Origin of the sequence: Acinetobacter sp. TSRC1-2 (genome assembly GCF_049895885.1) — a bacterium.
Taxonomy (GTDB): domain Bacteria; phylum Pseudomonadota; class Gammaproteobacteria; order Pseudomonadales; family Moraxellaceae; genus Acinetobacter.
Genome location: NZ_JAFCTF010000003.1, coordinates 125,168 through 149,018, shown reverse-complemented (window position 1 = coordinate 149,018; position 23,851 = coordinate 125,168). Strand labels below are relative to the sequence as shown.

The 23,851-nt window shown below is 39.5% G+C and carries 22 protein-coding genes and 1 other RNA gene; 16 read left to right on the top strand and 7 right to left on the bottom strand.

What is annotated here, in order from left to right; genetic code table 11:
• Positions 1-369: 369 nt before the first annotated feature.
• The gene (gene glnG / locus ACP69Y_RS05425; protein WP_425916834.1) at positions 370-1,851 is read right to left on the bottom strand and encodes a nitrogen regulation protein NR(I); all 1,482 of its coding nucleotides are present in this window, start codon (positions 1,849-1,851) and stop codon (positions 370-372) included.
• Positions 1,838-2,947: a nitrogen regulation protein NR(II) gene (glnL, locus tag ACP69Y_RS05420; RefSeq protein WP_425916832.1), complete on the bottom strand. Its 1,110-nt coding sequence runs from the start codon at positions 2,945-2,947 to the stop codon at positions 1,838-1,840. The genes glnG and glnL overlap by 14 nt, the downstream gene beginning before the upstream one ends.
• 360 nt (positions 2,948-3,307) lie before the next feature.
• On the opposite strand from glnL, the gene rimO reads away from it, so the two are divergent.
• The 12 genes from rimO (at position 3,308) to lpxA (ending at position 15,621) form a co-directional block, all read left to right on the top strand.
• Positions 3,308-4,651: a 30S ribosomal protein S12 methylthiotransferase RimO gene (rimO, locus tag ACP69Y_RS05415; RefSeq protein WP_425916830.1), complete on the top strand. Its 1,344-nt coding sequence runs from the start codon at positions 3,308-3,310 to the stop codon at positions 4,649-4,651.
• A 58-nt stretch (positions 4,652-4,709) separates the two neighbouring features.
• The gene (gene pyrH / locus ACP69Y_RS05410) at positions 4,710-5,438 is read left to right on the top strand and encodes a UMP kinase (protein WP_425916828.1); all 729 of its coding nucleotides are present in this window, start codon (positions 4,710-4,712) and stop codon (positions 5,436-5,438) included.
• 77 nt (positions 5,439-5,515) lie between these two features.
• Complete coding sequence (gene frr, locus ACP69Y_RS05405; protein WP_425916826.1) at positions 5,516-6,070, top strand: ribosome recycling factor; 555 nt, start codon at positions 5,516-5,518, stop codon at positions 6,068-6,070.
• A gap of 6 nt (positions 6,071-6,076) precedes the next feature.
• Positions 6,077-6,829 (top strand): polyprenyl diphosphate synthase, encoded by a 753-nt coding sequence (uppS, locus tag ACP69Y_RS05400; RefSeq protein ID WP_425916824.1) that lies wholly within the window; start codon positions 6,077-6,079, stop codon positions 6,827-6,829.
• Between the two features lie 3 nt (positions 6,830-6,832).
• Positions 6,833-7,657, top strand: coding sequence for a phosphatidate cytidylyltransferase (locus ACP69Y_RS05395; protein ID WP_425916822.1), 825 nt, complete (start codon positions 6,833-6,835; stop codon positions 7,655-7,657).
• On the top strand, positions 7,658-8,854 hold the full coding sequence (gene ispC / locus ACP69Y_RS05390) for a 1-deoxy-D-xylulose-5-phosphate reductoisomerase (RefSeq protein ID WP_425916820.1): 1,197 nt from the start codon (positions 7,658-7,660) through the stop codon (positions 8,852-8,854).
• A gap of 3 nt (positions 8,855-8,857) precedes the next feature.
• Positions 8,858-10,213: an RIP metalloprotease RseP gene (rseP, locus tag ACP69Y_RS05385; RefSeq protein ID WP_425916818.1), complete on the top strand. Its 1,356-nt coding sequence runs from the start codon at positions 8,858-8,860 to the stop codon at positions 10,211-10,213.
• Positions 10,214-10,254: 41 nt separating this feature from the next.
• Complete coding sequence (gene bamA / locus ACP69Y_RS05380) at positions 10,255-12,699, top strand: outer membrane protein assembly factor BamA (RefSeq protein WP_425916816.1); 2,445 nt, start codon at positions 10,255-10,257, stop codon at positions 12,697-12,699.
• A gap of 76 nt (positions 12,700-12,775) precedes the next feature.
• Positions 12,776-13,273, top strand: a complete 498-nt coding sequence (locus ACP69Y_RS05375; protein WP_425916814.1) for an OmpH family outer membrane protein — start codon at positions 12,776-12,778, stop codon at positions 13,271-13,273.
• A gap of 3 nt (positions 13,274-13,276) precedes the next feature.
• The gene (lpxD, locus tag ACP69Y_RS05370) at positions 13,277-14,344 is read left to right on the top strand and encodes a UDP-3-O-(3-hydroxymyristoyl)glucosamine N-acyltransferase (protein ID WP_425916812.1); all 1,068 of its coding nucleotides are present in this window, start codon (positions 13,277-13,279) and stop codon (positions 14,342-14,344) included.
• A 6-nt stretch (positions 14,345-14,350) separates the two neighbouring features.
• Positions 14,351-14,836 carry a 3-hydroxyacyl-ACP dehydratase FabZ gene (fabZ, locus tag ACP69Y_RS05365; RefSeq protein WP_425916942.1) on the top strand — a complete coding sequence of 162 codons (486 nt, stop codon included), beginning with the start codon at positions 14,351-14,353 and terminating at the stop codon, positions 14,834-14,836.
• The gene (lpxA, locus tag ACP69Y_RS05360; RefSeq protein WP_425916810.1) at positions 14,833-15,621 is read left to right on the top strand and encodes an acyl-ACP--UDP-N-acetylglucosamine O-acyltransferase; all 789 of its coding nucleotides are present in this window, start codon (positions 14,833-14,835) and stop codon (positions 15,619-15,621) included. Before fabZ ends, lpxA begins: the two co-directional genes overlap by 4 nt.
• Positions 15,622-15,674: 53 nt before the next feature.
• Here lpxA and ACP69Y_RS05355 read toward each other — a convergent pair whose 3' ends face one another.
• On the bottom strand, positions 15,675-16,520 hold the full coding sequence (locus tag ACP69Y_RS05355; RefSeq protein WP_425916808.1) for a YbgF trimerization domain-containing protein: 846 nt from the start codon (positions 16,518-16,520) through the stop codon (positions 15,675-15,677).
• Positions 16,521-16,815: 295 nt separating this feature from the next.
• Here ACP69Y_RS05355 and ffs point away from each other — a divergent pair.
• Positions 16,816-16,912, top strand: an RNA gene (gene ffs / locus ACP69Y_RS05350) — signal recognition particle sRNA small type.
• Positions 16,913-17,408: 496 nt separating this feature from the next.
• Here the strand turns inward: ffs and ACP69Y_RS05345 are convergent.
• The 4 genes from ACP69Y_RS05345 to ACP69Y_RS05330 all read right to left on the bottom strand — a co-directional run bounded on the left by ACP69Y_RS05345 (position 17,409) and on the right by ACP69Y_RS05330 (position 20,389).
• Entirely contained in the window at positions 17,409-18,008 is a 600-nt protein-coding gene (locus tag ACP69Y_RS05345; protein WP_425916806.1) for a regulatory protein RecX, read from the bottom strand.
• Positions 18,009-18,093: 85 nt separating this feature from the next.
• Positions 18,094-19,137 carry a recombinase RecA gene (gene recA / locus ACP69Y_RS05340; RefSeq protein WP_407304307.1) on the bottom strand — a complete coding sequence of 348 codons (1,044 nt, stop codon included), beginning with the start codon at positions 19,135-19,137 and terminating at the stop codon, positions 18,094-18,096.
• Between the two features lie 168 nt (positions 19,138-19,305).
• Positions 19,306-19,722, bottom strand: a complete 417-nt coding sequence (locus tag ACP69Y_RS05335) for an RNA-binding S4 domain-containing protein (RefSeq protein ID WP_425916803.1) — start codon at positions 19,720-19,722, stop codon at positions 19,306-19,308.
• Entirely contained in the window at positions 19,715-20,389 is a 675-nt protein-coding gene (locus ACP69Y_RS05330; RefSeq protein ID WP_425916801.1) for an HAD-IA family hydrolase, read from the bottom strand. The genes ACP69Y_RS05335 and ACP69Y_RS05330 overlap by 8 nt, the downstream gene beginning before the upstream one ends.
• A 217-nt stretch (positions 20,390-20,606) precedes the next feature.
• Between ACP69Y_RS05330 and ACP69Y_RS05325 the strand changes: the two genes are divergently transcribed.
• The 3 genes from ACP69Y_RS05325 to ACP69Y_RS05315 all read left to right on the top strand — a co-directional run bounded on the left by ACP69Y_RS05325 (position 20,607) and on the right by ACP69Y_RS05315 (position 23,823).
• Entirely contained in the window at positions 20,607-21,953 is a 1,347-nt protein-coding gene (locus ACP69Y_RS05325) for a tyrosine-type recombinase/integrase (RefSeq protein ID WP_425916799.1), read from the top strand.
• 1,401 nt (positions 21,954-23,354) lie between these two features.
• The gene (locus ACP69Y_RS05320) at positions 23,355-23,528 is read left to right on the top strand and encodes a hypothetical protein (protein ID WP_425916797.1); all 174 of its coding nucleotides are present in this window, start codon (positions 23,355-23,357) and stop codon (positions 23,526-23,528) included.
• Positions 23,529-23,604: 76 nt separating this feature from the next.
• Complete coding sequence (locus ACP69Y_RS05315; protein WP_425916795.1) at positions 23,605-23,823, top strand: hypothetical protein; 219 nt, start codon at positions 23,605-23,607, stop codon at positions 23,821-23,823.
• Positions 23,824-23,851: the final 28 nt, after the last annotated feature.

The following is a 23,851-nucleotide window of genomic DNA, read 5'->3' as shown; positions in this document are numbered from 1 at the left end:
AAAAAGCTCCCTAAGGAGTAATGCGAGATAGTTAAGAAATTTTAAAATAAATTCTTTAACTTTTTGGTTATTTACGACGGAGTCTGATCTTTTTTAATCCAGTTTTTGGAGCTCGTTTGTTCCTTGCGAAACCGTGTTTCTCATTTGCCAAAAGAACCAAAAACATTTTGTCATTCGCAAAACCTGTTCACTTTTTGCATTTTACTACTTTACTGCAAAAACAATAATTTACAAACACCACGCAGGCTGCGAATGACGTTTCCGTGTATCGAATGAACATACAGGATTATAAAAAGAAAATGCCAATCAATTTTTTAACTGACTGGCATTATCCCGAAATCACTTTATTTTTAGATGAGTAGAAAAAGTTTAGTTTTCGATGACTTCTTCTTCAACATCATCATCTGCCGTATCCATACCTAGTTCTTTCAGCTTGCGCGTTAGCGTATTGCGTCCCCAACCGAGTAATTCAGCAGCATGGCGTTTGCGCCCCCGGGTTTGCTGTAAAGCGGCGGTAATTAAAGTACGCTCGAACATGGGTGTGGCAATGTCCAGAATCTTCATTTCGCCATTTTTAAGCTTTTGGATTGCCCATTGCGCCAGTAATTCATCCCAATGATGCAGCGAAACACGATCAAAAGTACCGTGTGGTTGCGCTTCATCGCCAGAGCGTTGAATGGGAATTTGCTTTAATTCAGACGGTAAGTCTTCCGGATAAACCTCGCGTCCAGTAATCATCACCGTTAACCAGCGACAGGTGTTTTCTAACTGACGGACGTTGCCTTGCCAAGGTAGTTGCTGCATATACTCTTGGGTTTCAGGACGCAAGATTTTAGGATTCACTCCTAACTCTTTACCTGCACGTGCCAAGAAATGCTGCGCCAACATCGGAATGTCTTCACTACGATGGGCCAGTTTCGGAATATGAATACGGATCACGTTCAGGCGATGATACAAGTCTTCACGGAAGCGGCCATCATGCACTAGCTTTTCCAGGTCTTGGTGGGTTGCTGCAACAATACGCACATCAACTTTGACCGGAATATGTCCGCCCACTCGATAGAATTCACCATCTGCCAAAACACGCAGTAAACGCGTTTGGGTTTCAAAGGGCATATCGCCAATTTCATCTAAAAATAGCGTACCGCCATTGGCTTGTTCAAAACGACCTTGACGTTGTGAGTTGGCCCCGGTAAAAGCGCCTTTTTCATGACCGAAAAGTTCAGTTTCAATCAGGTCTTTAGGAATAGCGGCCATATTTAAGGCAATAAAAGGCTTGCTGCTACGTGGTGAGTGACGATGCAGCGCATGTGCAACCAGTTCTTTACCCGTTCCCGATTCACCGTTAATCAGCACAGTAATGTGCGACTGTGACAAACGGCCAATCGCACGGAAAACCTCCTGCATTGCAGGTGATTCACCAATGATTTCGGTCGTTTGAATAGGCGGTGCTGTTTTTGCAGATTCCTGTTGTTGCAACTTGGCAATATGCAAAATTGCACGATTGACCAATGCCAAAGCTTCATCAATATCAAACGGTTTTGGCAGATATTCAAAAGCACCGGTTTGATAGCTTGATACCGCAGATTCCAAGTCTGAATGTGCAGTCATAATAATGACAGGTAGATCAGGGTGACTGGTTTTGACTTTGCCCAAGAAGGTTAGACCATTTATTCCTGGCATGCGGATATCGGTCAAAATCACATCAGGTGTATCTAGACTAAGTTGATTGAGCGCAGATTGCGCCTCTTCAAAACTGGTAACGTCGAAACCTTCTTCTTTGAATGTTTTTTCCAATACCCAGCGCATGGCGCGATCATCATCAATTACCCATATTTTATTTCGCGACATGGTTAAACTCCCAAGGTAAATATAAGCTAAAGACTGTTTTTCCTGGAACTGACTGGCATTCAATCATTCCGCTATGTTGGTGCATAATATTTTGTGCAAGGCTCAAACCAAGGCCTGTGCCTTTAGCACGTCCTGTGACCAAGGGGTAAAACACCGATTCTAAAATTTCTTCCGGTACACCTGGCCCATTGTCTTCAATATCAATACGAACAGCAGAACGCTTTAAAACACCACTAATGGTGACGAGGCGCTGAATCCGTGTTCGCAAAATAAGTTCAGGTTGATGGTCAACAAAGAATTCTTTATTTTCCATCATGGCTTGTACTGCATTTACGCTAATGTTGAGCATGACCTGAATCAGTTGATCGCGGTCTGCCATGACATCGGGTAAAGACAAATCATAGTCACGGGTAATTTTGATTTTCTTTTTGGTTTGATTGGTAATCAGTGAACGGACACGTTCGAGTGGCTCATGTACATTGACCAATTCATAACTTGGTAATTGACGTGAACCGAGCATGGTATCCGCCAGATTACGCAAGCGATCCACTTCACTAATAATAATGTCGGTAAATTCTGAATATTGAGGATCATTTAAACTACGTGCCAGCAGCTGGGTTGCACCACGAATGCCACCTAAAGGATTTTTAATTTCGTGTGCCACACCTCGAATCAGTTGGCGGGCAACTTGGTGTTGTTGAATCAAGTTTTCTTCTTTAGAGATTTTCAGCATCCGGTCAATCGGATTCAATTCTATCAGTAGAAGTGGGTGATGCGGTTTCTGGGCATTTATTTGTGAAACCGTATAATCCACATGAATATCTTTAAAGTTCACACTAATAGTGGCTTCCCGGCGAGTATAATGCTGTCCCGTGACAAAGGTATTTAACAAGGCTTCTTCAGTATTAAATTCATCATTCGGCATATGCAGTAAATTTAAGACAGGCTGACCTGAAGCACGCAGCAAACTAATGTCAAACAAAGATTCACAAGAAGAATTTAAATAAAAAATATTCAGCTGCCTATCAACCAGTAAAATGGCGGTGGTTAAGTTATCCACTAAAAGGCGATAGTCGATCCCGACGGGTTGATCCATTAGCGAAAGCATCCTGTATTAAAATAGCGCAATGGCATCTGCACCTCTTGTTATTCCTCCCTGTTATGGGACATCCAACGAGTTAAATGTTGTCGAAATAAAGCAAAATGCACGCCAACTTTGAGTATCGGTGGAAATAAAAATTCTGACGCTATAAAAGTGTGCTTTTTGTTGTTTGGTTACAGCATTTAAATAGCATATTAAAGGAAATAAAAATATTAGTGAACCAAAATGGTGCGCTTAAAATATTTGGTAAAAATTTGGACGTATTTTGGTGCGTTATGCAAAGAGTCGGCTTTCTACCTATTTTTATAATCGGAAAAGACATACAATACGCGCATTATAGTGGAGTGCAGATTCATGAGATCCCCCAAAGTCGGTTTTGTTTCTTTAGGTTGTCCTAAGGCATTGGTAGATTCCGAACGAATTTTAACTCAGTTAAAGACTGAAGGTTATGATGTAGCATCAGATTATGATGGTGCTGATTTGGTTGTTGTTAATACCTGTGGTTTTATTGAATCTGCAGTACAAGAATCGTTAGATGCCATTGGTGAAGCTATGAGCTCAAATGGTCGTGTCATTGTGACTGGTTGTTTGGGTAAAGATGAAGAAAAAATTCGTAAAATGCACCCGAATGTCCTTAAAGTGACCGGTGCCGCGGCATATCAAGAAGTGATGGAGGCCGTACATCAGTACGTACCTGAACCACCAAAACATAACCCATATATTGACCTTGTGCCTGAACAGGGGATTCGTTTAACACCTAAACATTATGCTTATTTAAAAATATCGGAAGGCTGCAACCATCGTTGTACATTCTGTATTATTCCAAGCATGCGTGGTGATCTGGTTTCTCGTCCTGTGGGTTCGGTTTTAAGCGAAGCACAAGCGTTAAAAAAAGCCGGTGTAAAAGAAGTCTTGGTTATTTCTCAAGACACATCTGCTTATGGTTTAGACACCAAGTACAAACTCGATTTTTGGAACGGTCAGCCGGTTAAAACCAAATTCTTCGACATGTGCGAAGCCCTAGGCCAACTTGGTATTTGGGTGCGTTTACATTACGTTTATCCATATCCACATGTGGATGCTGTGATTGACTTGATGGCACAAGGTAAAATCCTGCCATATCTAGACATTCCTTTTCAGCACGCCAGTCCGCGCATCTTAAAATTGATGAAGCGACCAGCGCATAGTGAAAATACACTTGAACGCCTCAAACTTTGGCGTGAAAAATGTCCTGAATTGGTGATTCGTTCAACATTCGTGGTGGGTTTCCCGGGTGAAACTGAAGAAGATTTCCAGATTCTGCTTGAATGGCTCAAAGAAGCACAGCTTGATCGCGTAGGTTGCTTTACCTATTCACCTGTAGAAGGTGCGACAGCAAATGATTTACCAGATCATGTGCCTGAAGAAATCAAGCAAGACCGTTACGAACGCTTCATGCAAGTACAGCAAGAAATTTCAGCAGCCAAACTACAAAAACGTATTGGTCAAACCATGACTGTGCTGGTAGATGATTTGGAAGATGAATTCCCGGTTGCTGTGGCACGCTCTTATGCGGATGCACCTGAAATTGATGGCAATGTCTTTGTAGAAGATATTGATAAAAACCAAATTAAAGCAGGCGATTTGCTTGAAGTCGAAATTACCGATGCAGATGAATATGATTTATATGCAAAGTTAATTCAGATTAAATCAGCCTGACCTGTCATAAAAGTATACGAATAAAAGTTTAGATGTTGGAAGATTCGGAGATTTCCTGATGTTGGATTCAAAAAAGCCCCGTTATGCACGCATTTTACTCAAACTTTCTGGTGAAGCACTGGCTGGAAATAAAGACATGGGAATCGATGCGACTGTACTTGATCAAATGTCTTTAGCCATTGCTCATTTGGTGGGTTTGGGCGTGCAAGTCGGTATCGTGGTGGGTGGTGGTAACTTGTATCGCGGTAGCCAACTCCAAAAAGATGGTTTAGTTGGCCGTGTAACAGGTGACCAGATGGGTATGCTTGCGACTGTTATGAACGGTTTGGCATTACGTGATGCTTTGGTGCGTCGCAATATTAAAACCCGTTTAATGTCAGCACTTCCAATTGGTGCAGTTGTTGAAGCATATTCAAGCCGTGATGCAATCCGTCATTTAACTCAAGGCGAAGTATGTGTGTTTGTTGCGGGTACGGGTAACCCATTCTTTACTACGGATACAGCCGCTTGCTTGCGGGGTATTGAAATTGAAGCCCACTTGATCTTAAAAGCCACTAAAGTGGATGGCGTATATAATAAAGATCCGAGCAAATATGACGATGCAGTAAAATATGAAACCCTTACCTTTGACCAGGTGTTAGACGAAAAGTTGGGCATTATGGATTTAACGGCAATCTGTTTATGCCGTGACCACAATGTGCCACTTCAAGTATTCGATATGAATAAATCGGGTTCATTGCTTTCAGTGGTTATGGGCGAAAAAGAAGGGACTCACGTTACCAATTAATGACGTGGGCCTGAAAGCTCTTTATACTACATCCTATTCAATATTTACATCTCTTAGAATTAAGTAAGGAAGATCATATGATTAACGATCTTAAAAAAGACAGTGAAGACCGTATGAACAAGACTTTAGAGTCTTTGGAACATGGTTTTGCTAAAGTTCGTACTGGCCGTGCACATCCATCTGTCTTGAATGGTGTAATGGTTCCTTACTATGGCTCTGATGTGCCTTTAAACCAAGTGGCAAACGTTGGTCTTGAAGACTCTCGTACGCTTGTGGTGCAGCCATTTGAACGTACAATGGTTTCAGCAATTGATAAAGCCATTCGTGAAGCAGGTTTGGGTTTAAATCCGATTACCGCTGATGCTATTCGCGTGCCAATGGCTGCATTGACTGAAGAAACACGTCGTGACATGCAGAAAGTTGCACGTACTGAAGCTGAAAATGCCAAAGTTGCGATCCGTAACATTCGTCGTGATGTATTGGGTGACATTAAAGCATTGTTGAAAGAAAAAGAAATTTCTGAAGATGATGATCGTCGTGCATCTGATGATATCCAGAAAATCACGGACAAATTCGTTGCTGAAGTGGATAAACGCCTCGCTGCGAAAGAAGCTGAATTAATGAAGGTCTAAGATTTAATGACCGTATCAGAAGACAGTTTGCCTCTTCCAAAACATGTTGCCATCATTATGGATGGCAACAATCGTTTTGCAAAAAAAATGCAAATGCAAAAGGGTGCTGGACACCGTGAGGGAAAAAATGTCCTGGATCCGATTGTTGAGCATTGTAGAAAAAATAAAATACAGGCGTTAACTGTTTTTGCATTCTCTAGCGAAAATTGGAATCGTCCCCAGTTTGAGGTTGATTTACTCATGGCATTGTTGGAAGAAACAATCCAGGAGCAGTTACCTCGAATGGAAAAATTCAATATTGCTTTACGTTTTATTGGTGATCGTTCTCGTTTACCTACGCATTTACGTGAGTTAATGTTGCAAGCAGAACAAAGGACTGCTAAGTTCGACAGCATGGCTTTGACCATCGCGATTAGTTATGGCGGTATGTGGGATATAGCTCAGACTGCAAAACAAATTGCAGCAGATGTTGTTGCAAAAAAAATCGTAGTTGAAGATATAAATGTTGAGCTGTTTGGGCAACATGTCAGTATGGCAGATTTACCCGCAGTAGATTTATTGATCCGCACGGGTGGTGATTATCGTTTGTCAAACTTTTTACTTTGGCAAGCTGCTTATGCTGAACTGTATTTTACCCAAACCTTATGGCCTGAATTTACTGTTGAAGAATTCGAGGATGCATTAGCAGTCTTTGCTGGTCGTGAACGTCGTTTTGGTAAAACTTCAGAGCAAATCCAACAAGAGAAAATTGAGAATTAATAAATGTTAGAGCGGATTATAACCGCATTGGTATTGGTAGCAGTCGTACTTAGTTGTATGTTTGCTACACAGTCTCAGTATCCAATGTTTGTGCTGATGATTGTTGCAGCAGGGGTCGCAGGGTATGAGTGGTTTAAGCTTATGCCAAGAAAAAATAAAAATCTGGTGAAACCGATTGCTTGGGGTTATGGATTAGCGACAGCAGCATTGGCAACTTTAGCATTATATTTTAATGATATCGCACTATTACTTTGGGCAGCTTCCATTTTCTCATGGATTTTAAGCATCTTTTGGGTTAAATCGTATCCAAGTTATGATGGATGGTATAATTCAAGCTTAAATGTGATCGGGTTTATTTTAATTTCTGCTGCGGTTACCGCAATTTTTTCGGTTTGGCATAGCTCGCCATGGTGGCTCATGTACCTGTTTTTACTGGTATGGGGCGCAGATAGTGGAGCTTATTTTGTCGGACGTAAGTTGGGTAAGAAAAAACTGGCACCTGATGTCAGTCCAAATAAATCGGTTGAAGGGTTATATGGCGGTATTTTCACTGCAATGATTATTGTAGTGGTGGTCGAAGTCGTTTATTTGGATTTAACTTTAGCTCAGCATATTTTATTTTTAATTTTATCTGTAATAACTGTATTTAGTTCTGTATTGGGTGATTTGTTCGAGTCTATGATCAAACGTCGTGCAGGAATTAAAGATTCAGGTCGTATTTTGCCAGGGCATGGTGGGGTGCTTGACCGTATTGATTCATTGCTTGCTGCTGCTCCAATTTTTGCTGCAGGCATGTATGTTTTAAAACTTATTGGTGTAGATTTATAGATGTCACAATCTGTTTGTATATTAGGTGTAACGGGCTCTATTGGTCAAAGTACCTTGAAAATTCTGCAACAGCATGCTGAAAAGTATTCTGTATTTGCAGTAACGGCGCATAGTCGAATTTTAGAACTTGTGGAAATATGCAAACAGTATCACCCAAAAATCGCGGTTGTTCCATCTCATAAAGTTGATGAACTAAAACAGCATTTTCAAAATCAAAATCTGAATAATATTGAAATTCTGTCCGATGAAGCTGGATTAATTGCCGTTGCTGAACATGCAGATGTCGATGTAGTGATGGCAGCGATTGTTGGTGCGGCAGGTTTGTTGCCGACATTGGCCGCCGTAAAAGCCGGTAAGCGCGTTTTATTGGCTAATAAAGAAGCGCTAGTGATGTCGGGTGAACTCATGATGCAAGCTGCACATGATTATCAGGCAGAATTACTTCCAGTAGACTCTGAACATAATGCCATTTTCCAATGCTTACCTCAGAATTATTTCCAAACAGAACGAAATGGACAACCCAAACAAGGTGTGTCACGTATTTTGCTCACTGCCTCTGGTGGTCCATTTTTAAACCATAGTTTTGAACAATTACAAAGTGTGACCCCTGCACAAGCGTGTAAGCATCCGAATTGGTCGATGGGGCAAAAAATCTCTGTAGATTCTGCAACCTTAATGAATAAAGGCTTGGAACTCATTGAAGCTTGCCATCTCTTTGCAATTTCAGAACAGTTTGTAACAGTGGTAGTGCATCCGCAGAGTATTATCCATTCTATGGTTCAGTACGTGGATGGTTCGACTTTGGCGCAAATGGGGAATCCTGATATGTGTACGCCAATTGCACATGCGCTTGCATGGCCAGAGCGTATTCAAACCCATGTACCTGCACTTGATCTGTTTATGAATCAACAGTTGGATTTTCAAGAACCTGATATAATACGTTTCCCTGCATTGAAATTGGCTCGGCAAGCGATGCAAAGTGGTGGGTTAGCACCTGCAATTTTAAATGCTGCGAATGAGATTGCTGTTGCAGCATTCTTAAAAAATTGCATTGGCTTTACTGCAATTCCCCAAGTGGTTGAGCAGACTTTGAATCAAGTTGAAAGTGGAACTGCGGAATCGATTGAACTTATTTTACAAGCTGACCAGGTTGCTCGTTCTGTTGCACAGCAAATTGTCATTAATAATGGAAACTAAATCATGAGTGCCTTGTTTATTGTTGTGGCAGCCATTCTTTTACTTGGACCGCTCATTGCGATTCATGAGTTTGGGCATTATATTGTTGCACGCAAACTCGGTGTGAAAGTTTTAGTTTATTCAATTGGTTTTGGGCCAACATTGCTTAAATGGACTTCTAAAAAGTCTGGCATCCAATATCAACTTTCTGCATTGCCCTTAGGTGGCTATGTGAAAATGTTGGACGAGCGTGAAGGCAATGTTGCTGAAGAAGATTTACCCAAAGCATTTAATCGTCAGCATCCGTGGAAGCGGATTGCGATTGTTGCTGCAGGCCCGCTCATCAATTTAGTCTTTGCTGTGGTTTTATTCTGGATTTTATTTATACCCTCACAAGAACAATTGAATACTCGTGTTGGTAAAGTGTTACCGAATACACCTGCTGCAACTGTTCAAATGCAAGTGGGTGACAAAATTACCACAGTGGATGGTACTGCAACCCATACTTGGGAAAAGCTGAATTTTGCTTTGGTCGATCGGGTTGGTGAAACAGGTTCAATCGAAATTCAGGCAGATCGTGATGGGCAAGTTAAAATTTTTCAGTTACCGATTCAAAATTTCTTAAAAAATCAAAATCAATCTGCATTAGACAGTTTAGGCTTTATGCCATATCGTCCCCACATTCCTGCAATTGCCACTAAACTCAGGGAAGATGGTGCTGCGATTCGTCAAGGGATGAAAGAAGGCGATAAAATTATTGCGATTAATGGCGTAAAAATGAATGACTGGTTCGATGTGGTTCAAGTCGTTCAAGCTTCTCCAGAAAAATTGTTAAAAATAGATATTTTACGTCAAAATCAGTTGCTACATTTAGAAGTGATGCCACAAGGCAAACGTGACAACATGGGTAATGTTTCAGGTGTGCTTGGCGTACAAAATATCCCCGGGAAAATAAATATTCCTGCAGATTATAAACAAATGATTCAATATAGTCCGACTGAAGCATTGGTTATGGCAGTTGATAAAACGGGTCAAATTTCAGGTATGATTTTGAACTCGATCGTCAAAATGTTTCGTGGTTTAATTGGTCTGGATAATTTATCTGGTCCAATCACCATTGCCAAAGTGGCGGGACAAAGTGCGGAAATGGGTTGGCAGACCTTTATCTCTTTTATGGCCTTAATGAGCGTAAGTTTAGGTATTTTAAATTTATTACCGATTCCTATGTTGGATGGTGGACATTTAGTTTACTATTTTATTGAGCTGATTCGTGGTAAACCTGTTTCTGAACAAATACAATTGGTTGGTTTAAAAATTGGTATGGTACTGCTCGGTAGCATGATGCTCCTTGCATTATTCAATGACTTCATGCGTTTATAACAACGTAGATTCGAAATAAATTAACATCGGAAAAGACTGGCATGCAGCACACACATTTATTTATGCCTTTGGCGCTCATTAGTGCAATGGCAGCAGTACAACAAGTATATGCAGCAGATGAATTCATTGTCCGCGATATCAAAATTGACGGGCTTGTTCGTTTAACGCCAACAAATGTCTATGGGATGTTACCTGTCAATGCTGGCGATCGTGTCAATGATACGACTATTGCAAATTCGATTCGTGCTTTGTATGCCACTGGCTTGTTTGATGATATCAAAGCCTCAAAAGAAGCGGATACGCTGATTTTTACAGTGGTTGAACGTCCATTGATTTCCAAGGTTGAGTTTAAAGGGAATAAGCTTATTCCTAAAGAAGCACTTGAAGAAGGGCTGAAAAAAATGGGCATTGCAGAAGGCGAGGTTTTAAAAAAATCTGCTTTGCAAACCATTGAAACCGAACTTGAACAACAATATATGCAGCAAGGTCGTTATGACGCCGATGTAAGTGTCAAAACCGTGGCTAGACCAAACAACCGTGTTGATTTAACCATTGAGTTTGTTGAAGGTAAAGCGGCTAAAGTTGTTGATATCAATATTATTGGTAATACGGTTTTTAAAGAAAGTGATATCAAGCAAGCTTTTGCGGTGAAAGAAAGTAGTTGGAGTTCGATTGTTACGCGTAACGATCGCTATGCCCGTGAGAAAATGGCAGCAAGCCTAGAAGCTTTACGTGCATTGTATTTAAACAAAGGTTATATCAACTTTAATATTACCAATTCAAGTTTGAACTTGAGTGAAGATAAAAAGAATATCTTTGTTGAAGTCGCTGTGGAGGAAGGTGAGCAATTTAAATTTGGTGAAACCAAGTTCTTGGGTGATGCGCTTTATAAACCAGAAGAATTGAAAGCTCTGCAAATTTACAAAGATGGCGAAACTTATTCTCAAGAAAAAGTAAATGCGGTCAAACAGCTTTTACTTCGCAAATATGGTAATGCAGGTTATTACTATGCCGAAGTGAACATGGTTCCTGAAATTAATGAAGAAACCAAACTGGTTAACTTGAATTATTATATTAATCCAGGTCAGCAAGTAACGGTACGTCGTATCAACTTCACTGGTAACACCAAAACTGCGGATGAAGTATTACGTCGTGAAATGCGCCAAATGGAAGGTGCATTAGCAAGCAATGAAAAAATTGACTTGTCTAAAGTCCGCTTAGAACGTACTGGTTTCTTTAAAACTGTAGATATTAAACCTGCCCGCATTCCTAATCTACCAGATCAGGTTGATTTAAATATCAATGTTGAAGAGCAACATTCGGGAACTAGTACTTTAGCGGTTGGTTTCTCGCAAAGTGGTGGTGTGACTTTTCAGGCAGGTTTAAGTCAAACCAACTTCTTGGGTACAGGTAATAGTGTTTCTATCGATTTATCCCGTTCAGAAACGCAAGATTATTATAATTTAAGTGTGACAGATCCGTACTTCACCATTGATGGTGTGCGTCGTGGTTATAACATGTATTATCGTAAAACCAAGTTGGATGATGACTATAACGTCAATAACTATGTGACGGATAGTTTTGGTGGTGGTATTAGCTTTGGTTATCCAATTGATGAGAATCAAAGCATCAGTGCAGGTCTGAATATTGACCAAACGGAAGTCACTACAGGTAATGGTGTTTCAACTTATGTTCGAGATTATTTGTTAGCAAATAATGGTAAGGGGATTGGCTATTCAGATTATTGTATAGATGAAGCTGAGCCATGTACGACTCAACCTAAACCTGATAGTTTTTCAGGAGATTACTTAACATATAATTTGAATTTAGGTTGGTCATATAACACTTTAAACCGTCCTGTTTTTCCGACATCCGGTATGTCACACCGTGTGAATGGTGAAATTGCCTTACCGGGCAGTGATGTTGAATACCAAAAATTGACTTATGATGCACAAGCTTTCTTACCTTTAGGTAAAGACTTTGTGCTTCGCGGCTATGGTAAGTTAGGTTATGGTAATGACTTACCGTTCTATAAAAACTTCTATGCCGGTGGTTTTGGTTCAGTCCGTGGTTTTGATAACAGTACTTTAGGGCCTAAATACGATAGTGTGTATGCTGAAAATACTGGTTTAGAAAACTTTGATTTAGAAGAAGTAGGCGGTAATGCACTGGTTCAATTCGGTACTGAATTGGCTTTACCTTTACCATTTAAAGGGGACTGGACACGCCAAGTACGTCCTGTGCTATTTGCAGAAGGTGCACAAGTATTTGATACTCAATGTGATGTTCCTAATAGTGCTGATGATAAAAAATATTGTGAAGACAATTTTGGCTTTGATGCTGAAAACTTCCGTTATAGCGTTGGTGTTGGCTTTACCTGGATTACCATGATTGGACCACTTTCACTCAGTTATGCATATCCATTAAATGATAAGCCGGGTGATGAAACTAAGAATATCCAGTTTGAAATCGGTCGTACTTTCTAAGATGACGTAAGAATAATTCAGGTTGTGTTAATACATTCTCGAGTGTATTAACACAACCAAGCTTAAAGAGAAAATAATGAAAAAAATGACGATGGCGATAGGCATCGCCTTGGCAAGCATCACGTCTTTGACTCAGGCTGCAGGTTATGGGGTGATTGATTTAGAGCGTCTTGTAGAAAATAGTAGCTATTTAAAACAGCAAAATACAGCTGTACAGCAAAAAATTCAGCCGCAGACTACTAAAATTGAACAGTTGTCTAAAGAGCTTGAAGCGTTACAGCAACGGGCACAGTCCAACACCAAATTTACAGATGCAGAAAAGCAAAAGCTTTCTGCGCAGTATCAAGCCAAGTTTCAAGAGTTGAATCAATTACAACAATCCGTTCAAGGCAGCGTACAAAGCTCGATTCAGCAAATTCGTAGTGTTTTTGATGCGCGTGTGAAGCAAGCTGCTGAACAATTGCGTAAAGAAAATAACTTGGATATTGTTTTAAATAAAAATTCAGCACTTGCCTATGACCCTAAATATGATTTAACTGATAAAATGATTCAAAAGGTCAATGTTATTAAGTAATCAATGAATCCTAGACAATTTCGCTTAGAAGATCTTGCTCGCCTTGTACAAGGTGAGTATGTCGGTCAATCTGATTTAACCTTAGAAGGATTGGCAAGCTTAGATGTCGCTCAAGCTAAGCATATTGCGTTTGTAAATTCTGAAAAATATTTAGATCATGCACGTGCTTCAGAAGCAGGTGCACTCATTGTCACTGCGGCTTTAAAATCACAGTTAGATACGCATAATAATTTTATTGTAGTGGATAATCCTTATCTTGCTTTCGCAATTTTGACGCATGTCTTTGAAAAAAAACATACCCAACAGGGTATCGAAAGCACCGCTCAAATACATTCTTCTGCCATCGTAGCTGATAGTGCCTATATTGGACATTATGTGGTGATCGGTGAACATTGTGTGGTGGGTGATGAAACAGTCATTCAATCCCACGTTAAAATCGATGATGATGTAGAAATTGGCAAACAATGTTTTATTGATTCACATGTCACTTTAACAGGTGAAACCAAAGTAGGTGATCGAGTACGTATTCATGCCAACAGTGTGATTGGTGGAGAAGGCTTTGGCTTTGCACCTTATCAAGGTAAATGGCATCGTATTGCACAATTAGGCTCAGTTAAAATTGGGAATGATGTCCGTATTGGATCAAATTGCAGTATTGACCGTGGTGCATTGGACGACACTATTTTAGAAGATGGTGTGATTATTGATAACCTTGTGCAAATTGCACATAACGTCAAGATTGGTGCTAATACAGCGCTTGCAGCAAAATGTGGTATTGCTGGAAGTACCACAATTGGCAAAAACTGTGTATTTGCGGGTGGAGTAGGCGTAGTTGGTCACATTAATATTGCGGATAATGTGACAATTACTGGCATGTCAATGGTCACAAAAAGTATTTCTGAGGCAGGAAGCTATTCTTCAGGAACACCCATGTTAGAAAGTTTGCAATGGAAACGCGCTGCTGTACGCTTTAAACAATTAGCAGATGTGCCATTGACCCAATTAGTGAAACGGCTTGATCATATACAGGCTCAAATCGAGTCCCTTGAATCAACTTTTAAGCGTGAATAGAATATGATGACTGAGTCGAATACTGCTGCATTTACGAAACCTGAATTGCCAATGCACATTCAACAAATTCGTGAATATTTACCTCACCGCTATCCATTTTTATTGGTCGATCGAATTGTAGATGTGACTGATAATGGTATCGTTGGTTATAAAAATGTTTCAATCAACGAAGAGTTTTTGCAGGGACATTTCCCTGGTTATCCAATTATGCCGGGAGTACTGATTGTTGAAGCATTAGCTCAAGTCTCTGGTATACTTGGTTTTATTATGAATAATGAAAAACCAGGCCCAGGTTCATTGTTTCTTTTTGCGGGCGCTGAAAAGGTTCGTTTTAAGAAACAAGTCGTTGCTGGTGATCAACTGGTATTAAAATCAGAATTGGTTATGCACAGACGTGGCATTTACAAATATAATTGTATAGCCACAGTCGATGGCGTTGTAGCAACAACCGCGGAAATTATGGTTTCGCATCAGAAAATAGAGCAGGCATGAGTAATAACGATTTAATTCACCCAACCGCCATTATTGACTCATCTGCAGTTATTGCTTCAGATGTAAAAATTGGTCCTTATTGTATTATTGGGCCACAGGTCACCATTGGTGAGAGCACTAAGCTACATTCACATGTAGTTATAGGTGGCTATACTCGCATTGGGAAAAACAACGAAATATTCCAGTTTGCGAGTGTGGGTGAAGTATGTCAGGATTTAAAATATGCTGGCGAAGAAACCTGGCTTGAAATTGGTGATTCTAATCTGATTCGTGAACATTGCAGTTTGCATCGTGGTACGACTCAAGATCAGGGAATAACTAAAATTGGCAGTCATAATTTATTAATGGTCAATACCCATATTGCACATGACTGTGTGGTGGGTGATCATAATATTTTTGCCAATAATGTGGGTGTTGCTGGACATGTGCATGTCGGCGATTATGTAGTAGTTGGTGGGAACTCGGGTATCCATCAATTCTGCAAAATCGATTCTTTTAGTATGATTGGCGGTGCTTCGTTAATTTTGAAAGATGTACCTGCTTATGTGATGGTTTCAGGCAATCCAGCGCATGCCTTTGCAATGAATGTAGAAGGGATGCGTCGTAAAGGTTGGTCAAAGAATGTGATTCAAGGATTGCGTCAAGGATTTAAATTGATCTACAAGGAAGGTTTGACCACCGAACAGGCGATTCAACAGATCCGTGCGGAAATCCTTCCCGAAGTTCCTGAAGTTCAGTTGCTGATTGATTCTTTAGAACAATCCAAGCGTGGTATTGTTCGTTAATTGAATATGCTTCTACAAAAAAGACACCCTAGAAGGTGTCTTTTTTTGTATTTTTATTTTTTGAAATAACCCGCTTCTTCGGACTTCGGATAATCTTTCATGAGCTTGGTTTTAAGTTGATTGGCCAGTGTTGTATTACGGTCTACATCTTTAGCAATATTATGCAGTTGATACAAGGCAAGTGAAGCCTTGGCCGAATTTGGATATTGATTGATCACAATGTTGTAATTCTTTTTTGCTTCAGTGTAATTGGTCGGTTCAATGGCTAGATTGAATTCTGCCAACCAGAAATAAGCATTACTAATATAAATGCTGTTAGGATTATTTTTAATAAAGTTTTTCATCGGTGCAATGGCTTTTTTTGCACCACCTTGTTTATAGGCATCTAAAGCAACGGTATAAGCAGCTTTGTCCAGATCAGCCGGAGATGCGGCTTGAGTTTTCGTTGCAGCTGCTGGCTGAGTAGAGGCTGCCTTTGCTGTGACTACTGGCGTTGTTGGGGTATTCACGGTGCTGGGAGTCGTACCCTGTTGGTTATCCTCCTCTGAAGCAGTACTCTCAGGATCTAATTTTTGCTGCAACAGTTCCAGTCGCTGATCCAGATCAGTATAGCGATTGGTGAGTTCATGTTTAAGCTTGTCAATTTCATTGTCCTGTTCTTCAATTTTGCCGCGTAAGGCACGAACATCATTTTCTAATTGTTGATTTTTTTGTATGATTTGCCAGTTTAGATTGGTCGGCATATTGGCTGTTGTAGCACCTGAATTAATTGCGACGCTGTTAGCACTTGGCTCAATATTGTTTTGACTTAAACCACGAGATTCAATCGGAACGTTTGCATAAAGTGAAGCTGAACCAAATAAGGCGAGGGCACATAAAACATGCTGTTTGAGCATCATAAAAATATCCATTTCGTATTCTTAGGTATATTCAAAATTTGCAACATTTAGAATGTACCTATTTAAAAGATCTGACCACATTAAAAACGTCCATGCCGTGAAATGCAATATGCATTTACAAACTTGTCGTAGGTTTAAAGTAATTGCTGGCCTTGATAAAAAATATACAAAAATGCTGTTTTTAATCAAGATTGTTTTTTTAATAATCAAATAATATCGATGTTGAACGAAAAGTCATTGCAAGGCTTGCAAGTTAAATAAAAATCTCTATACTCTGTTCTTGCAATGGTAGCCCCGCTGGTGGCTTCGCAATTGTACTCTGTGAACCCCGCCAGGACCGGAAGGTAGCAACGGTAACAGAACTATGATGTGCCGAAGTTTTGCTAGTGGGGTTGCCACCATATTTATAATAAAAAAATGATGCAACCATATTTTTCCTTAGTCTCATCTATCATTCCTTATTTTAAAATTATATGTAGTATTTTCTATGTGATGATCATATTTATTTCTATTTTGATTACGCTATTGCTCATTTCATTTTAATACGTTGGTCTTAAGATTTTCATTTGATTGTTTGGCACTATAATTTTTTTATCCTGTTTTGAAATCATTCATTTATGGCGTTATAGGATACTTTTAGATGATCAATGTTTTACGCTTGGGGCTTAAAGACGATTTTGATTGGATTCAACGCAAATTGAAGCGATTGATAAATGCATGTTGAATGGATCTAGTTCACATCAATCTTTATTTAAAAGGGCGGAACAGTCCTAAAATCAGACGTGATGAGTATTTAAAAAATTCGCTGAGCTTCATACTTATTTCTGACGAGTCATTCAGATCACGACCGGGATTGATCAAGATCTCGAACTCTGCGAATGGATAGTTTTAATCTTCGCTTTTACGGCTAATTGCTTTCATAATCGTATCCATTTCAAAACCTCGATACATTAAAAAGCGGATTTGTTTTGCTTTAAGTTTTGGTTCTTTTTCTACTTTTGCACCATATTTTTTTAATTTCAATTGGTAAGCCTGTTCAGTCCAATCGGTTTCCTTTAGCTCTTCCTGAATTAAACTCGTGTCAATTTTTTTTGATTTTAACGCCAGCTTAATGCGGTTTGGACCTTTGCCTTTACGTTTTTGACTCGATAGCATGATTTCTGCCACGCGTTGGTCACTTTGATAATTTTCTTTTGCCAGCTCATCAACCAGCTTTAAAACTTCTTCACGATCCATGGCATACAGCGCCAGCTTCTCAATCAGGTCGGCTTTTGAGTATTCTCTACGTGTCAGTACTGCAAAGGCATAAGAGCGTAAACGAGAGCCTGTCAGGCCTTTTGGCTTGGGCTGCGGGTCATCTTCAAAATGTAATGCATTGGATTCTATGACAGCGGGGTGAGATGCGGAGATAGATTCTGTCGATGAATCATCAAATTGTTGTTTGACGGCTTCATAATCAAGCATCTTGGGAAATTTTGGATTGCTCATATTGTATCTATCACATTAAATAAAAAACGCCCCGTAGGGCGTTTTACAGTTTAACTCGAAAAATTCGACTTTAACATCATGCTATTTAAGCATCTAACAAGTCTGGTTCTTCTTCGTCTTTTTCTTCAATTGGCTTGGTGATCGGGGTTAACAGCTTTTCGCGAATGAGGCGGTCAAGTTCTTGTGCAATTTGAGGATTTTCCTCTAAATGGCGGATAACATTGTTTTTACCCTGACCAATTTTATTGCCTTGATATGAATACCAGGCACCCGCTTTTTGTACCAGTTCTTGAGCTACTGCAAGATCAACCAGTTCACCCAGCTGATTTACACCTTTACCGTACAAAATCTGGAATAACGCTTCTTTGAACGGAGGTGCCATTTTGTTCTTCACGACTTTAACCCGTGTTTCAGAACCGACAATCTCGTCACCTTCTTTCACTTGACCAATACGACGGATATCCAGACGTATAGAAGCGTAGAATTTAAGTGCGTTACCACCCGTAGTAGTTTCGGGGCTACCGAACATTACACCAATCTTCATACGAATCTGGTTAATGAAGATCACCATACAGTTAGAGCGTTTTGCATTACCGGTAATTTTACGTAATGCCTGACTCATCAAACGTGCTTGTAAGCCCATGTGGGAGTCGCCCATTTCGCCTTCAATTTCTGCACGCGGAGTCAAGGCGGCCACGGAATCGACAACAATCATGTCAACCGCACCAGAGCGAACCAGCATGTCTGCAATCTCAAGTGCCTGTTCACCATTGTCCGGCTGAGAAACCAACAGGTTGTCAAGGTCTACACCCAGCTTACGTGCATACTGAGGGTCAAGCGCATGCTCGGCATCGATGAAGGCACAGGTACCACCCGCTTTTTGACATTGTGCAATTGCTTGCAAGGTCATTGTGGTTTTACCCGAAGATTCAGGACCGTAGATTTCTACGATACGACCTTTCGGCAAGCCACCAATACCGAGCGCGATGTCGAGGGTTAAAGAACCTGTAGATACCGCTTCAACTGCCAGTACAGTATTATCGCCAAGACGCATAACTGTGTTTTTACCAAATTGTTTTTCAATTTGGCTTAGGGCAGCATTCAGCGCCTTACTTTTATTATCATCCATCTCACAACCTCAAAACGATGTCACAAAAATATTAACTTAAGTGGATGAGTTACTTTAAAACGTGTTCCACTCAAGTATAGTGACAGATTCATTCTTTATGTTCTATATCAATTCGGTCAAGTACGACAGAATATGACGCTTAAATTAATCATCGCTGTATGACCAGTCTTAGTCAAACTGTTGATCATTATCTTGTTTGAATTTACTGATTTGGCGGCGATCTTTTTTACTGGGCCGATGTTCAGGTCGGGCTAGATTATGCAACTTTCTTTGTGTTGTAAGCAACTCTCGTCGTGCAACACTAACTTCTGTTTCATCATACAGTTGCTGGGCAATCGGGGCTGCACCACGGTTTGCTGACAATGCTTTGATCACAATAGTTTTCCGATCAAAACCTTGCTGAATAGTCAGTTCCATTCCAACGCGAACTTCTTTAGACACTTTAACGCGCTCACCATTGTGATGAACTTTACCACCCTCAATAGCGGCTTTTGATATCGAGCGGGTTTTAAAAAAACGTGCCGCCCATAGCCATTTATCAACACGCATACTTTCAACAGTGTTTTGTTGAGAAGGATTAGGCATATTTTTTCAGATCCTCAGCTTGTTCTAACAGAACGATTAAGTCGGTTAAGTCTTGTAAAATAGGATAAGGACTTTCAGTCCGTATCTTTCCTTTAGATGAGGGCTGTGCAATGGTAATTAAATTGCCAATACCAAATTTTTTTGCACTATTAAGTACTTTTTCTGTGTCATCAATAAAATAGGCTTGATTGATTTGGAAGGGGTGAAGTGCTTGTAGTTTTTGCCAGAACTCAATTGACTCTTTGGCGTAACCGATACTTTCACTGCTGATGATCACATCAAAATAATCAGCCAGTTGGGTGTGTTCCAATTTAAACTTTAAGCCTTCGCAATCTGCGTTGGTGGCAATCCAGCAAGGATAGCCATTGGTTTTTAGATAATCGAGTAATTCTAGACAGCCTGAACGCAGCGCAACTTTATGTTTAAATTCATGTTGCAGTGCTAGGGTATCGACCCCCACTTTTGCACTCCAGAACCGGGTTGAATACCAATTTAGGGTATGATTGTGTTCTTGATAAAAATGAAATAAAGATTCAGTGCTTTGTTCGAGCGTGCAGCCATGTGTGACCGCATGGCGAATGGGAAGTTGATGATTCCAGATGAAATCATCATAGGCAAGGTCAAGAAGTGTGCCATCCATGTCAAAAATAATAACTGGTCTTCCCATTCAACAATCTCCAATGTTTTTCAAAGTTCAACAAGGCACATAGAAAACCATGCAATCACTGAAAATATTCATTTTTTGCATTTATCAATGCTTTTTAAATATTTTCAAAGTTCAACAAATATGTTTACGTTTCAAGAAAAATTATGTACAAATCTGTGTACATATTTCTGTCTTGTGCATGAATGTGAAAATTATAGCGCATTGGATGATACGTAGCATGTCTTTAAGTGATTCATGGTTAAAATCAAATAACGGTAAAATACGCGATAAAGTTGAAGTGGTGACTGATCGCGATGCCTTGTCTGTTCGCATATCACCAAAAGGGAAAATGGTATTCCAGTACCGGTATCGTTTTAATGGAAAAGCCAAACGCATAGATGTTGGTACATATCCGTTAATGAGTTTAAAAGATGCCAGAATATTGGTGCAGAAATACAAAATCGAATTAGATCAAGGAAAGGACCCGCTTCAGTTAAAGCTTAAGCGTGAAGATGACTATGCAAAGCAGCCAACTGTAAAGGAGATTTGTGATATCTGGTTTAACACGATTGGTGTCAATAAGGTTGCATGTAAGGACGATTACCGAGCCTTTGAAATCCATGTTTACCCACGTGTTGGAAAACGTATTTGTGATGATGTATCTCTACAAGAATGGTCAGAGTTGTTATTCACAATCGTAACAACTGCAAGGACAGTGGCAGTAAAAATCCTAGGTAACTTGAAATTGATTATGCGGTGGGGGTGTATTCACGGTAAGTTGAATAATCAACCCGTTCAACACCTGAAAGCTGCCGATCTAAATGTTAAGAAGGTAAAGCGCTCACGTTATCTATCAGAACAGGAAGTATTTTGGGTGGTTCATGCGTCACTTAGAAATAACGCAATGTCGCCAAAAAATAAGGCCATAATTATCATGCTTCTATTTTTTGGATGCCGTGTTTCAGAATTGCGATTAGCCAAAAAATCAGACTTCGACTTTCATGAAAATATTTGGTATATCCCACCTGAAAATCACAAGATGGGGGATAGAACACACAAGCCGATTATTCGCCCCATCATTCCTCAAATTGTGCCATTTTTAAAGTATGTATTTTCATTATCGCCAGACAGTTGTGAATATGCATTCCCCAATTTAAAAGGAAAGAAGTACACCAGGCTAGAGAAAGGGTTTCAGACGACAATTCCACTGTATGTTGGGAATAGTATTAAAAAAATATTTGATGTTGAGATTGAGCAGTGGTCAACCCACGATTTGCGCAGAACAATGAGAACACATATTTCAGAACTTGCACCACCACATATTTGTGAAATTATGCTTGGGCATGGTTTGCCGGCGGTATGGGGAACATATGACCTGCATGAGTATTTGAGTGATCAGGCGCAAGCTTATGAAAAGTGGTTTTATAAGCTTTGCGCCATACTAGATAATTATGAGCGATTTGACATTAAAGGCTGTATATCAAGCGACTCAAGCAATCCGTTTCTCTCCTCCCATAATGGGCAATTGAGGATTTACTTTCTCATGCAAAGTCTACTGATACTAAAAAGGCTCAACAGTGGTTAAGCATTGTTATTTTGTATTATGTAAAGGGATATTCAGAGGAAGATATTGCGGCTGAATTTGACATGACCATGTATGCGGTGAAGCGAGATAAAATGATGGGAGTGTTGCGCCTTGCAACTCGTTTTAAATTAAGTAGTTTTTTGACTGACTAAACACTTGCTTTGTCGACAGCATATCTTTATATTTAGTGTATGGTGGCAAGTTATTATGATTTGCACCGATCAAAAATAAGCTCATCGAAAAGTGGGCTTTTTTAATGCCTTGAGAAATGCCTGTGTAAGCAATATCGGGGCTCCTATGGCGGTTTTCTTTATTCCTGGTGGTTTGTATTGAATGCCGCCTCCAGATATAACAACGAAAGCTCGGTCAATTGATCGGGCTTTTTTTATTTCTCGGTAAGATTGATACTTAATTATAAATTTTTATGCCATTGCTGTTTTATATGGAATGAATGTAAAACTGGAATCCATAATAACTATGGGAACTGGTTAAATCATGGAAAGTAAAAGGTTTATTGTTTTAGGCGGAGTATTTCTTATATCTCTGTCTTTTCTATGCGTACACGTTTATGCAGATTTAAAGACAAAAAAATCAGAAAGAATAAAACAATTGATACGGGAAGCTGAATTTTCTTTATCTAATATTAATAAAGATAAGTAAGTGAGGTTGTGTAGTGATAAAAATCACAGTCATTGATCGGGCTTTTATTGGTTTTTTAAATTGAATTTGAAAGTAATATTTCGCCAATGATTGAAAATTAATTGTATATAAAATACGCGCAGAATCTATCGCTGTAGTTTCTGAATGACCTTTCCAAGGTCCTTAGTTTATAGGCCCACATCCACCTAATACTGGAGTGGGCTTTTTTTTGTCAGGAGAAAAGCAATGCTCCAATTCCTTATGTGCTTATTCGGCTTTCATGGTGCGACTGAAATTGAATACACAATTGATGGTGAAGAAATCAAGGTGTGTCGGGATTGCTTAAAAGAAGTTAAATAAGTCTCGCAAAGGCTAGTGTATACGAGACATGAAATACTTAGGATTAACTTAAAAAAGGATCATTTTCTATTTTCTTAATTTCTAAAAAAAGCAAGAAAGATGCCATTGATAGCAAAACGGCAACTGCGAAAAAGAACATATCTTTTGAGTATATTGTGAGCGCAATACTTAAAGTAGTGGCGACTAAAAGAGAAATAAAAATCACACAATAAATAATATATTTCATAGTTTTTGTAAATATTAAGTATTAATAGTGTTAACAATATATCAGCTTTATTTAATTTAAATTAAGCAAAAACTTACTTTTTTAGATTAATTAAACAATCTCCGGACGTATTACGGCACATAAAAGCCCTCGCATTCTAGATGTTGAGGGGTTTTTCTTTTCTTATTGGTGGTCTTATGACAGACAAAGTACAAGCGAAACAAGACTTAGAATTTTGCAGTGCTGAGCTGTCTAAGTATCAGAATCTCAGTAGATCAGGTTTAAGACATAGTGAACTGGTCGCTATGGATAATATTATGATTCGTTTAAAAGAGCGTATTGCTAATTTACGAATGGTTTTGCATGCGTGATGCTAGGTGATTTGAAGTGGTGTTATGAGGATTGATCGTATAAAATGTCGGCCACTTTGAAAGCAAGATGCTGGTAATGAAATTCATCAAAAGGAATGTTGAGCTGCAAGACGATGAAGGAAATAAAAAGATATTTAGATGTGTCTTTGAAAAAAAGAAATCTACATTACTTGATGCCCCGCCAGATAGTGAGATCGAAGTATGGGTTGGGGTGATAATTAATGGTAGACCAGTAAAAGTAGAAAGACATTATTATTTTTGTCATCCCGACACAGGGGAAATTTACACAATTTGATACTAGCCTCCTCCAGGAGGTTTTTTAA